Origin of the sequence: Pseudomonas costantinii (genome assembly GCF_001870435.1) — a bacterium.
Classification (GTDB): domain Bacteria; phylum Pseudomonadota; class Gammaproteobacteria; order Pseudomonadales; family Pseudomonadaceae; genus Aquipseudomonas; species Aquipseudomonas costantinii.
The window spans coordinates 214271-225833 of sequence record NZ_MDDR01000065.1 but is presented as its reverse complement, the minus strand read 5'-3'; the positions used below and the strand labels follow the sequence as shown (position 1 = coordinate 225833).

Genomic DNA, 11563 nt, shown 5'->3' with positions numbered 1-11563 from the left:
GTGATCACCGCCCAAGCCTTCTCGACTATCCGGGCCATCCAGCGCAGTGCCTGGAATGACTGTTTCCCCGGTGCCTTGGAGGATTGGGACTATTACGTTGCCGTGGAAAACGCGGCCATCGATGATTTCAAATGGCGTTACCTGGCTGTCTACGAAGATGAAACGCTGGTGGCGGTTGCCGCCGCGTTCATCACTCATTATCGCCTCGACACTACAGTGTCGGGAGCAGGCAAGCGCTTTACCGAGCGCCTGGAGCGACTGTGGCCGGGTGTTTTGCAGTTGCCGCTATATGCCATTGGCTCCCCGGTCGCCGAACGTTGTGACGCAGGGGTCGCGAGTGGTGTGCCCGAGGAGCGGCGTCCGCTGCTGCTCAAGCACTTGTTGCAGGCCGCGCGTCAGGATGCCAATGAATTCGGCATCGGCCTGGTGGCAGTCAAGGACGTGCCGACAGACGACCCGAACTGGGCAGCCAGCTGTCGCACCGCAGGCTTCCAGAGCATGCCGAGTTTGCCCAGTGGGTTGCTGAGCGTGCCCTACGGTTCGGTGGATGCCTACCTGGGCTCGTTGTGCAAATCGACCCGTAAGGATCTGCGCCGCAAACTGCGTGCGCCGGGCCCACGGGTGGAGTGGCGGCACAACATTGATGATGTGCTACCCCAGATCATGCGTCTGTATGAATGCACGCTCAGTCGTGCGGACTTGCAATTCGAACGCCTGCCGGCCAGTTACTTCACCGGCATCCTTGAACGGCTTGAAGAGCGTGCGGTCTGTGTTCTGTATTGGGTGGACGAGCGACTGGTAGCGTTCAACTTGATCCTGTTGGACCAGCACCGACTGATCGACAAATTTTTCGGGCATGACATTGAGTTCAGCCGTGAGTACAGCCTGTACTTTCGTAGTTGGTTGACCAATGTCGACTATTGTATCCAGCACAATATTCCCGTGTACGAGTGCGGTCAGGAAGGGTATGCCAGCAAGAAGCGCCTGGGCTGTGAATTCCAGGGCAACAGCATGTTCTTCCGCCACCGTAATCGGCTGGTGAACGGCCTGCTCAAACTCGTGAAAAAGTTTCTCCGACCGGATCGTTCCGACCCTGCCATGGCTGCTGCGATAAGCGAAACCTGATGATCACCAAGACCCGCCAAAAAGCCCGCCCCTTTGCCATTTCGCGCTGGAGCGTCCAGCGCAAGCTGGTGCTGGCGTTCTGGCTGGTCAGCGTCATTCCCACCATGATCGCGGCCGAGTTGGCGGCGACCACGCTGTCGCAGATTTTCGACAGTAACGTGCGTATCTGGCTGCAAGAGTCGACCAAGATCGTCAAGGATGAGATTGGCGACATCCTTCATGACAACGCACGAGTGGCCAAGCTGTTCCTGCGCTACACCAGCCCGCCCTCGAGCAAGCAAGCCGCCAAGCACGACCGGCTTACCGCCGACATCGCCGAAGCCACCGATATCGATGTGGTTGCGCTGATTCGCAGCAGTGACAACAAGGTGATGTTCAGCACCGCGCCCGATGACATCGTCAAGCAGATCAACCTGACCAGCCATGCGGCGTTGCAAACCGTCGAGGTGGCTGGGGTGAGTACGGGCCTGGTGGTCTCGACGTTCGAAACCTCCCAGGAGGGCGTCGACTATGTGCTATTGGTGGCCACTTATCTGGACAGCAGCTTCCTCACCAGCGTGGCCGATGTGCATTCCCTTGACCTGCGCCTGTACCTGGCCAACCCCACGGGTTTTTCCGAGATATTCTCGACTCAGCGCTTCGAGCGTCATCCTTCGCGCATTCCGAAGAGTGTCGAAACGGCCATGCGCAGCACCCGGCAGCCGAGTGAGCAGTTCACCAATAGCTATAGCGGTTTGTATTGGCCGATCTTCAACGACGCCGGCGATTTGCAAGGGGTGATCTTCAGCGGCCTGCTGCGCCACACCAGCCTGGTGGGGTTGGTGAACCAGAGCAATCTGTTCGTACTGATTTTCCTGGTGAGTTCGGCGTTGTCCCTGGGCGCCGGTGTGCTGGTGTCGCGGCGTCTGACCAAGCCTCTGCGGGACTTGTCCGAAGGGGTGAACGCGGTCATTTCGGGCAATTACGAACATCGCGTGTTGGTCAGCGGCGGCGACGAGCTGGCGCAGTTGAGCAGCACGTTCAATCACATGACCGAGCGCCTGGGGGAGTTGCACCACCTCGAGGCCCAGTTGCGTCGTCGTGATCGGCTGCATGCCCTGGGCGAAGTTGCCATGGGCCTGGCCCACGAAATCCGCAACCCGCTGGGCATCATCAAGACGGCCACCCAACTGCTGCACCGTCGCGCCGACCTGCCGGAAACCGATAAGCGTCATTTGGAATACGTGATCAGCGAAGTCAGCCGCATCAACGACTTGATCACCGAGTTTCTCGACTTCGCCAAACCCAACCCACCCTTGCGTGTGTTGCAGGCGGCACGTCCGTTGGTGGAGGAGATCCTAGGTTTCTGCGCCCCGGAGCTGGCGAGCCATAACATTGACTCGCAAATCGATGATCAGGCGCCCGGTGCGACCATCTATGCTGACGCCAAACAGCTCAAGCAGGCGTGCCTCAACCTGATTCTCAACGCCATTGATGCGATGCCGGAAGGTGGGCGCTTGACCGTGGGCATTGGCAGCTTGGGTGGCAATACGGTTATCAGTATTGCCGACACCGGCCAGGGCATCCCGGCGGATATGATTGAGCGCATCTTCACGCCATTCGTCACCACCAAGGCCTCGGGCACAGGCCTGGGCCTGGCTAAAGTCTATTCGATCATGGAAAGTCACGACGGCAGCATCGAATGTGCCAGTGAGAAAGATGCCGGCGCCACCTTCAGCCTGTACATTCCGGCCAATGGTGAAGATGACGGTGATGATGAGGAAGGTCATGACGCATAACGTATTGGTAGTCGACGATGAGCCCAAGCTCTGTGACTTGCTGTCGCAGGCCTTGAGCCAGAATGGCATCCAGGTATTTACCGCGAGCAACGGCTTGCACGCGCTCAAAGTGCTGGAGCAGGAAGACATCGACCTGGTGATCAGCGACTGGCGCATGCCGGGCATGGACGGGCCGGCGCTGCTGGCTGAGATCAAGGTGCGTTTCCCTGATTTACCGGTGATCGTGATGACCGCCTACAGCACCGTGAAAAATGCCGTGCAGTCGATGCGCAATGGCGCTTATGACTACATCGCCAAGCCGTTCGACATCGACGAGTTGGACATCACCGTGGCCAAGGCCTTGCAGTTTCGCGACATCATGCGCGACAACGCGCGCCTGCGCGCCGAACTGGACCAACATGCACAGTTCGACAGCCTGGTGGGCGATAGCCCGGCGTTTCGCCAGGTGTTGCATGCGGTGGACTCAGTACGCGACAGCAGTGCAACCATCCTGCTGACCGGCGAAAGCGGAACCGGCAAGGAAATGGTCGCCCGCGCCATCCATAAGCACGGCAGCCGTGCCGACAAGCCGTTCGTGGCGGTCAACTGCGCAGCCATCCCTGAAGGCCTGCTGGAAAGCGAGATGTTCGGCCATCGCAAGGGCGCTTTTACCGGCGCCGTAGCGGATCGGATAGGGCGCTTTATGCAGGCCGATAAAGGCACGTTGTTCCTGGATGAAGTGGGCGATATGCCCCTGGCATTGCAGGCCAAGATTTTGCGCGCCTTGCAGGAGAGGGTGATCGAGCCGGTAGGTGACCCGCGTGAGCGCAAGGTGGATGTGCGGGTGATCGCCGCCACCAACAAAAACCTGCTGGATGCGGTGGCCAATAAAGAGTTTCGCGAAGACCTGTATTACCGCCTCAACGTGTTCCCGATTCCGTTGCCGGCCCTGCGCGAGCGCGCAGAAGATATCGTGCCCCTGGCGCGACACTTCGCCCAGACCCTGAGCGCCACCGCCGGCAAACGCATCACGGGCTTCAGCCCTGAGGCGTTGCAGGCCATGGCCGCCTACAGCTGGCCGGGCAATATTCGTGAGCTGCAAAACTGTGTAGAGCGAGCGACGATCGTGGCGGCCAAGCCGGTGATCGAAGACATCGATCTTCCCGCTTATTTGTTTGCTTCCAAACCCGTCGAGGGTGGCGTCACGGCGCTGCTCGGTGACACACCGGGCGTGCCTGCGGACCTGGATGCCGCACTGGCGGAGGTTGAGAAAACCTACATTCTGGCGGCGTTGAATGAGAGCAATGGCGTGCAGGCTGCCGCGGCGGCGAAGATCGGGATTTCCGAGCGGAGTTTCTGGTATCGGTTGAAGAAGCTGGGCATTCAGGTCGAGAAGATCATCCGTTAACGCGGCTGAAAACTTCCGTAGCAGCTGTCGAGCGCCAGCGAGGCTGCGTTGGTCACGCTGCCGATACCGAGTCAGACAGAGCATTGCGCCGCGCCTGACGCAGCCTCGCTGGCGCTCGACAGCTGCTACGGTTTAATCAGGTGTGGACGCGTACCCACAGGCTCACCAAAATGGTCGCCGCGATTAACCACGCCACCGCCGCCACGGCGAGTGATGCCTCTAATCGCATGCGGTCGACCATCACATACAGCGTCGCCAAATACACAAAGTACGGAATGATCGACCACATCCCAAACAGGATGGTGGTCTTCAAGTCGTCTGCCGAGCGGCCCTTGCCGACGATGTAGTGCGCGATCAACGCAAAGGTCGGAAACAGCGGCACCAGCCCTGCGAGGTAATAGTTTTTGGTCTTGGCCAGCGCCGCCAGAATCAACACTACCGCTGCGCCAAGAGCGGCTTTTAATACCAGATCCACACTGCGCTCCTTAGTGGCTCAAACCGTACTTTTTGACCTTGTCGAACAGGGTGGTCTTGGCCATTCCCAGCTCCTGGCTGGCCTGGGTCAGGTTGCCGCCGCTGCGTTGCAAGGCGTCGTTGAGCAGGTTGCGTTCGAAGGCTTCCACCGCCTCGGTAAACGCCAGGCCATGGTTTGCGCTGCCGGTGCCGCTTTTCTTGAAGGCGGGTAAGCCCAGGGCAAAGCGTTCGGCAACGTTGCGCAGTTCACGCACGTTGCCTGGCCAGTCGTGGCTCATCAAGCTCGACACGGTCTGGTTGTCTAGTTCCGGTGCGGTGCGGTCGAAGCGCAACGACGACTGCTGCAGGAAGTGTTCGAACAACTGCAGGATGTCTTCGCGGCGCTCGCGCAGGGGCGGCAGTTCCAGGGTCACCACGTTGAGGCGGTAGTACAGGTCGCTGCGAAATTGGCTGGCGCGGCTCAGTTCGTCGAGGTCGGACTTGGTGGCGGCGATCACCCGGCAATCCACCGCCACGCTCTGGTTTGAACCCAGGCGTTCCAAGGTGCGTTCCTGTAACACTCGCAATAACTTGATCTGCAGGTTGATCGGCATGCTTTCCACTTCATCGAGAAACAGCGTGCCTTCGTGGGCGTGTTCGATCTTGCCGATACGACGTTTTCCGGCGCCGGTAAAGGCGTTGGCTTCGTGGCCGAAAATTTCGCTTTCGAACAGGTTTTCCGGCAGGCCGCCGCAGTTCAAGGCGACGAACTGGTGGGAATGGCGTCGGCTGAAATCATGCAGGCAGCGCGCAACCAGTTCCTTACCGGTGCCGGTCTCGCCTTCGATCAGCACGTTGGCCGAGGTGTCGGCCACATTGGCGATCAGCTCGCGCAGGTTCTGCATGGCCGGGGAGCGGCCAATGATGCGGCCCTCCAGGGAGTCGCGTTCGGCCAATTGGCGTCGCAGCGACCACACTTCTCGTGCCAGTCCACGCTGTTCCAGGGCGCGGCGGGCCACGTCGACCAAACGCTCGGGGGAGAAGGGTTTTTCCATGAAATCATAGGCGCCGTTGCGCATCGCGCCGACGGCCATCGAGATATCGCCATGGCCAGTGATCAGCACCACCGGCAAGCTTTTATCCAATGCCTTAAGGCGGGTCAGCAGTTCCAGACCATCGATGCCCGGCAGGCGAATGTCGCTGATGACGATGCCGGCAAAGTTCTCGCCGATGCGCTTGAGCGCTTCCTCGGCACTGCCCACGCCCACGCTGGGAATGTCTTCCAGCGCCAGGGCTTGCTGGCAGCCGAGCAACACATGGGGGTCGTCCTCGACGATCAGGACGGTGAGTTCGCCTGCTGGGGTTGTAACGTCTGTATTCATGTCGACTCAGCTTTTTGAGCGCCAACCAACGGAAGGCACAAGACAAAGGCAGTACCACCCTCGGCCGGGTGTTCCACGGCGAGGTTGCCGCCAGTGGCCGCCGCGAGGCTGGCGGAAAGGGTCAGGCCCAGGCCCAGGCCTTGTTCGCCGGGTTTGGTGGTGAAGAAGGGTTCGAATAAATGCTTACGCGCCTCGGAGTCGATGCCGTGACCGTTGTCGCGCACATGCAGGCGATATTTGCCGTCGAGAATGTGGCCGTTGAGCCACAGTTCGGGTGCCGGCTGCGCTTGCATGGCGTCGAGGGCGTTGCCGATCAGGTTGACCAGGATCTGCTCCAGGCGCGTCTGGTCGATTTGCAATTGGGCGTTGGCGAAGTCGCGGTGCACGGTTAACGGCAGGCTGTCCAGGCGGGCGCCCAATACCTGGAACGCGGCGTCCACGGCCTTGCCAAGGTTGGCTTCGCCCTGGTCGTCACCGCGCCGGGCAAAGGAGCGCAGGCTGGCGGTGATGCGGCCCATGCGGTCGATTAACTCGTTAATGGTCTTGAGGTTGGCGCTGGCAGTATCCAGTGCGCCGCGTTCCAGGAAGCGCACGGTATTGCCGGACAAGGTGCGCAACGCGGCCAGGGGTTGGTTCAATTCATGGGCAATGCTGGTGGACATTTGGCCTATGGCTGCCAGCTTGCCGGCCTGCACCAGTTCATCCTGGGCACGGCGCAGGGTTTCTTCGGCCTGGCGGCGTTCGCGAATTTGGCCCTTGAGCCGTTCGTTGCTGGCGCGCAGGTCGGTGGTGCGTTCGGCAATCCGCCGTTCCAGCTGGCTGTTGGCTTCCTGCAAGGCTTCCCGCGCGGCGAGGCGCGTGGCGATGACCTTGCGCCGCTCGTTCCAGGCAATCAGCAAAAAGGCGACCAGGCCAAACGCGACGGCCACCAGGATGCCTTGGTTGATCGCTGCTCGGCGCAAGTCATTGAGCGGGGTGAGCAGCGTGAAATTCCACGGCGTATCACTCAGGGGCCGAGTCTGGGCCAGGTAGCTGACCTCTTTCTCGTCGGCCACTACTTCGCTGTTGGCGGGGAACGTCAGTTTTTCGGTGCCTTCATTGATACGCTCGCGGGCCAGGGGTTCCAGCTCGTTCAGCGTCGCCCAGTAATATTGCAGGCTGTGGGCCAGGCGTTCCTTGGTGTCATCGCTCAGCGGCCGCACGGCCTTGAGGCGACGGGCCGGGTCGCTGGACAGAATGATGATGCCGTTCTCGTCGCTCACAAACGCTTCGAGACGCGCGCGTTGCCAGCGTTCTTCCAGGGCTTCGAGGCGCACTTTGACTACCGCGACGCCGATGATCTTGCCGTGCTCTTCAAGGCCGTGAGCCAGGTAGTAGCCAGGCTCGCCGTTGGTACTGCCGATGCCATAGAAGCGGCCGGGCTGACCGCGTACGGCGTTCTGGAAATAGGCGCGAAAGGACAGGTCTTCACCCTGGTAACTGTCGGCATCGCGCCAGTTACTGGTGGCCAGCACGCGGCCGGTGGTGTCCATCACGTAGATGGCCCGACTGCGACTGCGTCGGTTCAGGCCTTCGAGGTAATCGTTGACCGACTGCCGGGTTTCCTGGGTCGGGTCGGCCAGCAGTGTGGAGACGCTGGACTCCAGTTCCAGGAGGCTGGGCAGGTAGGTGTATTTGCTCAGTTCACTTTCGACGGTGCGAGCGTGCAGCTCCAACTGGCGTTCGCCGTTGTCGCTGAGGGTGCGGATGCCATAGTACTCACTGACCCAGAAGCCGATATAACCCAAGCCGATCATCAAGGCGATGATCAACGGCGGCAGGAACAGTTGGCGAATCAGGCGAGGTTTCACGGCAAGTGATGGCGGTGCGGCGCGAAATTGGTTGGGGTCGCATTTCATCACAGATGCCTTGGGTCAACCAGTTGTGGTGAAGGGCATTGACCCCTCACCACAATTGGACAGTGCTTAGTGCTGCAGGATTTTCTCAAGGAAGTGCTGCGCGCGTTCGGAGCGGGCGCTGATGTCGCCGAAGAACTCTTCCTTCGGGCAGTCCTCGATGATCTTGCCGGCGTCCATGAAAATTACGCGGTCGGCCACTTTACGGGCGAAGCCCATTTCGTGGGTTACGCACATCATGGTCATGCCTTCCTGGGCCAGTTGCACCATCACGTCCAGCACTTCGTTGACCATTTCCGGGTCGAGGGCGGAGGTCGGTTCGTCGAACAGCATGACGATCGGGTCCATGGCCAGGGCGCGGGCAATCGCCACACGTTGTTGCTGGCCACCGGACAGTTGGCCCGGGTGCTTGTGGGCGTGTGCCGACAGACCTACGCGCTCAAGCAGTTGCAGGCCTTTCTTGGTGGCTTCTTCCTTGCTGCGGCCAAGCACCTTGATCTGCGCGATGGTCAGGTTTTCGGTGATGGTCAGGTGCGGGAACAGTTCGAAGTGCTGGAATACCATGCCCACGCGTGAACGCAACTTCGGCAGGTTGGTCTTCGGGTCGGCGATGGAGGTGCCGTCGACCACGATGTCGCCCTTCTGGAACGGTTCCAGCGCGTTGACGCACTTGATCAGGGTGGACTTACCCGAGCCGGATGGCCCGCACACCACGATCACTTCGCCTTTTTTGACATCAGTGCTGCAATCGGTCAGCACCTGGAAGTCGCCATACCACTTGTTGATGTTCTTGATAGAGATCATACGGCAAACCTTTTTTGCAGACGCTTGACCAGCAGCGAGGCGGAAAAGCTGATGATGAAGTAGACGACACCGGCGAAGATCAGGAACTCATTGGAGCGGCCGATGATGTCGCCGTTGGAACGGGCGGAGTTGAGGAAGTCCACCAGGCCCACGGTGTAGACCAGCGAGGTGTCTTGGAACAGGATGATCGACTGTTGCAGCAGCAACGGGGTCATCTTGCGGAACGCCTGGGGCAGGATGATCAAACGCATGGTCTGGCCATAGGTCATGCCCATCGCTTGCGCCGCGCCCATCTGGCCCTTGGGAATCGACTGCACGCCGGCCCGTACGATTTCACAGAAGTACGCGGCTTCGAACATCATGAAGGCCACGACGCAGGACGTGAACGCACCGATCGGGGTGTCTTCGCCGGTAATCCAGCGCAGTACGAACGGTACCGCCAGGTAGAACCAGGTGATCACCAACAGCAGTGGGATCGAGCGGAAATAGTTCACGTAGGCGCCGGCCAGGCGCGACAACAACTTGTTGGACGACAGGCGCATCAACGCCAGGACCGTACCAAGGGCGATGCCGCCGACCACACCCATGACCATCAACTGCAAGGTCATGACCATGCCGTTCCACAGGCCCGGAATGGCGGGGATGATGCCGCTGAAATCGAAGTCCATTATTTACCCCCCACGGAGATCAGGCCGGGCACGGCGACTTTCTTCTCGACTAGGCGCATCAGCAACATCAAGCTCATGTTCAAGGTGAAGTAGATCAGCGTGGCCAAGGTGAAGGCTTCAAACAGGTTGGCCGAGAACTCGGCGGTCTGTTTGGTTTGCGCAAGCAACTCCATCAGGCCGATCAAGGACGCCACGGAGGAGTTCTTGAAGACGTTGAGGAATTCCGAGGTGAGCGGCGGAATGATGATCCGGTAGGCCTGGGGCAGCAGCACGTTCCAGTAGATCTGCGGCAGCTTGAAGCCCATGGCGCGCGCGGCAGCTTCTTGGCCGCGTGGCAGCGCTTGAATGCCGGTACGGACTTGTTCACACACACGGGCGGCGGTGAACAAGCCCAGGCACACGACAACGCTCAGGTAGGCCGAGGTGGTCGGGTTCAGGTCTTGTTTGTACCAGTCCTGCAGGTTTTGCGGCAGCATGTCGGGTATCAGGAAATACCAGACAAACAGCTGAACCAGCAGCGGCACGTTACGAAACAGTTCCACGTAGCAGGTCGCGATGCCCGATACGATGCGGTTTGGCACGGTGCGCATGACCCCCAGAATGGAGCCCAGCAGCAAGGCGATAATCCATGCCACGACAGCGATGGCAATGGTCCAGCCCAAGCCGGCGATGTACCAGTCGAGATAAGTCTCGCTGCCAACGCCGGTGGACTTGAAGAACACGCCCCAGTCCCAGTTGTAATTCATTAGGGTCTCCCCTCGAGATCGATCAATGTACAAGCACCCGCCTGGGGAAGATCCTTTCCCGCCCGGCGGTGAACGCCAGGCACACACGATCGGCTCGAAAACCGCCAGGTCGAGTGTTCCAAAGTAAAGCCAGCAGGTAGTAACAGATACCTGAGGGAGGATTGGCCCCCTCAGGAGATAAGGTTAGATCAGGTGTCAGATTTTTACGTCAGGCGCCGGCTTATCGCTTGGGTTAGCGATCAGCTCTTTAACCTTTTCGCTCATCGGGAAGTTCAGGTTCAGGCCTTTTGGTGGAATCGGGCTTTCGAACCATTTGCTGTAGATTTTGTTGATTTCGCCGGATTTGTAGAGGCCAACGATGGCGTCATCTACCGCTTTCTTGAACGCAGGGTCGTCTTTACGAACCATGCAAGCATAGGCTTCGAAGGATTGTGGAGTACCGGTGATGACCCAATCGTCCGGCTTCTTGGCCTTGGCTTCTTCACCGGCCAGCAGGGCGTCGTCCATCATGAAGGCTACGGCGCGGCCGCTTTCCAGCATGTTGAAGGCTTCGCCATGGTCTTTGGCGGAGATGACGTTCATGCCCATCTGCTTGTCGGCGTTCATCGCTTTGATGATGCGCTCGGACGTGGTGCCGGCGGTGGTCACGACGTTTTTGCCTTTCAGGTCAGCAAAGTCGGCGTAGGAGGGCTTGCCGTCCTTGTCTTTCTTGACCAGCAAACGGGTGCCGATTTCGAAGATGTTGACGGTGAAGTCGACTTGTTGGGCGCGTTCGGCGTTGTTGGTGGTGGAGCCGCACTCGAGGTCCGCGGTGCCGTTCTGGATCAGCGGGATTCGGGTTTGCGAGGTGACCAGGTTGTACTTGGCCTTCAGATCGGGCTTGTTCAGGTCTTTTTTCAGGGCTTCAACGACAGCCAACTGAACGTCGTGGGAGTAGCCCACGGGTTTGCCCGAACCATCCGCGATGTAGGAAAACGGAATGGAGCTGTCGCGGTGCGCGAGAGTGATGGTGCCGGAGTCGTTGATTTTCTTCAGTGTGCCGGTGAGTTCGGCGGCGAAAACTGGAGTGCTGATCAGAGCAGCAGCGATAGCTGCGCCCAAGATATGGGGAACGATGCGCATCAATACTTCCTCGACATTTGTTTTTTTTATGAAGCCGGCTAAACGGCTCTCTTGTACAGCGAATGCCCGTAACGGCTCCTGAAGCGTCTCAGGCAATCGTCAGGGAGTGTAGAGCATGAGTCGTGCCATACCTGAGGCAAACAGTTAACTATTTGATTTATATGGATATTAACTTTATGTGACGGAGGTTTTTCGGAGCGAGG

The 11563-nt window shown here is 59.4% G+C and carries 10 protein-coding genes; 3 read left to right on the top strand and 7 right to left on the bottom strand.

The annotated features are described in order from the left end of the window. Genes BFL40_RS31275 through BFL40_RS31265 form a run of 3 tightly spaced genes read left to right on the top strand, consistent with a single transcriptional unit; the run spans window position 1 to window position 4290 of the window. Window positions 1–1125: a GNAT family N-acetyltransferase gene (locus BFL40_RS31275; protein WP_071487563.1), complete on the top strand. Its 1125-nt coding sequence runs from the start codon at window positions 1–3 to the stop codon at window positions 1123–1125. Continuing rightward, window positions 1125–2903, top strand: coding sequence for a sensor histidine kinase (locus BFL40_RS31270; RefSeq protein ID WP_071487562.1), 1779 nt, complete (start codon window positions 1125–1127; stop codon window positions 2901–2903). Before BFL40_RS31275 ends, BFL40_RS31270 begins: the two co-directional genes overlap by 1 nt. Further along, window positions 2893–4290 (top strand): sigma-54-dependent transcriptional regulator, encoded by a 1398-nt coding sequence (locus BFL40_RS31265; protein ID WP_071487561.1) that lies wholly within the window; start codon window positions 2893–2895, stop codon window positions 4288–4290. The genes BFL40_RS31270 and BFL40_RS31265 overlap by 11 nt, the downstream gene beginning before the upstream one ends. 136 nt (window positions 4291–4426) lie before the next feature. Here BFL40_RS31265 and BFL40_RS31260 read toward each other — a convergent pair whose 3' ends face one another. The 7 genes from BFL40_RS31260 to BFL40_RS31230 all read right to left on the bottom strand — a co-directional run bounded on the left by BFL40_RS31260 (window position 4427) and on the right by BFL40_RS31230 (window position 11360). Then, window positions 4427–4765 (bottom strand): GlpM family protein, encoded by a 339-nt coding sequence (locus BFL40_RS31260; RefSeq protein WP_071487560.1) that lies wholly within the window; start codon window positions 4763–4765, stop codon window positions 4427–4429. 10 nt (window positions 4766–4775) lie between these two features. Beyond that, the gene (gene aauR / locus BFL40_RS31255; protein ID WP_071487559.1) at window positions 4776–6125 is read right to left on the bottom strand and encodes a two-component response regulator AauR; all 1350 of its coding nucleotides are present in this window, start codon (window positions 6123–6125) and stop codon (window positions 4776–4778) included. Continuing rightward, window positions 6122–8023, bottom strand: a complete 1902-nt coding sequence (aauS, locus tag BFL40_RS31250) for a two-component sensor histidine kinase AauS (protein WP_071487558.1) — start codon at window positions 8021–8023, stop codon at window positions 6122–6124. The genes aauR and aauS overlap by 4 nt, the downstream gene beginning before the upstream one ends. 66 nt (window positions 8024–8089) lie before the next feature. Next, entirely contained in the window at window positions 8090–8824 is a 735-nt protein-coding gene (locus BFL40_RS31245) for an amino acid ABC transporter ATP-binding protein (RefSeq protein ID WP_017526340.1), read from the bottom strand. After that, window positions 8821–9492: an amino acid ABC transporter permease gene (locus BFL40_RS31240; RefSeq protein WP_071487557.1), complete on the bottom strand. Its 672-nt coding sequence runs from the start codon at window positions 9490–9492 to the stop codon at window positions 8821–8823. The genes BFL40_RS31245 and BFL40_RS31240 overlap by 4 nt, the downstream gene beginning before the upstream one ends. Further along, window positions 9492–10238, bottom strand: a complete 747-nt coding sequence (locus BFL40_RS31235) for an amino acid ABC transporter permease (RefSeq protein ID WP_071487556.1) — start codon at window positions 10236–10238, stop codon at window positions 9492–9494. The genes BFL40_RS31240 and BFL40_RS31235 overlap by 1 nt, the downstream gene beginning before the upstream one ends. A gap of 195 nt (window positions 10239–10433) precedes the next feature. Further along, window positions 10434–11360, bottom strand: coding sequence for a glutamate/aspartate ABC transporter substrate-binding protein (locus BFL40_RS31230; RefSeq protein WP_071487555.1), 927 nt, complete (start codon window positions 11358–11360; stop codon window positions 10434–10436). Window positions 11361–11563 lie beyond the last annotated feature (203 nt).

Coding starts and splice junctions, on each gene's coding strand:
- BFL40_RS31270 (WP_071487562.1), top strand. CDS start 1,125: ATGATCACCAAGACCCGCCAAAAAGCCCGCCCCTTTGCCATTTCGCGC.
- BFL40_RS31265 (WP_071487561.1), top strand. CDS start 2,893: ATGACGCATAACGTATTGGTAGTCGACGATGAGCCCAAGCTCTGTGAC.
- aauR (WP_071487559.1), bottom strand. CDS start 6,125: ATGAATACAGACGTTACAACCCCAGCAGGCGAACTCACCGTCCTGATC.
- aauS (WP_071487558.1), bottom strand. CDS start 8,023: ATGAAATGCGACCCCAACCAATTTCGCGCCGCACCGCCATCACTTGCC.
- BFL40_RS31245 (WP_017526340.1), bottom strand. CDS start 8,824: ATGATCTCTATCAAGAACATCAACAAGTGGTATGGCGACTTCCAGGTG.
- BFL40_RS31240 (WP_071487557.1), bottom strand. CDS start 9,492: ATGGACTTCGATTTCAGCGGCATCATCCCCGCCATTCCGGGCCTGTGG.
- BFL40_RS31235 (WP_071487556.1), bottom strand. CDS start 10,238: ATGAATTACAACTGGGACTGGGGCGTGTTCTTCAAGTCCACCGGCGTT.
- BFL40_RS31230 (WP_071487555.1), bottom strand. CDS start 11,360: ATGCGCATCGTTCCCCATATCTTGGGCGCAGCTATCGCTGCTGCTCTG.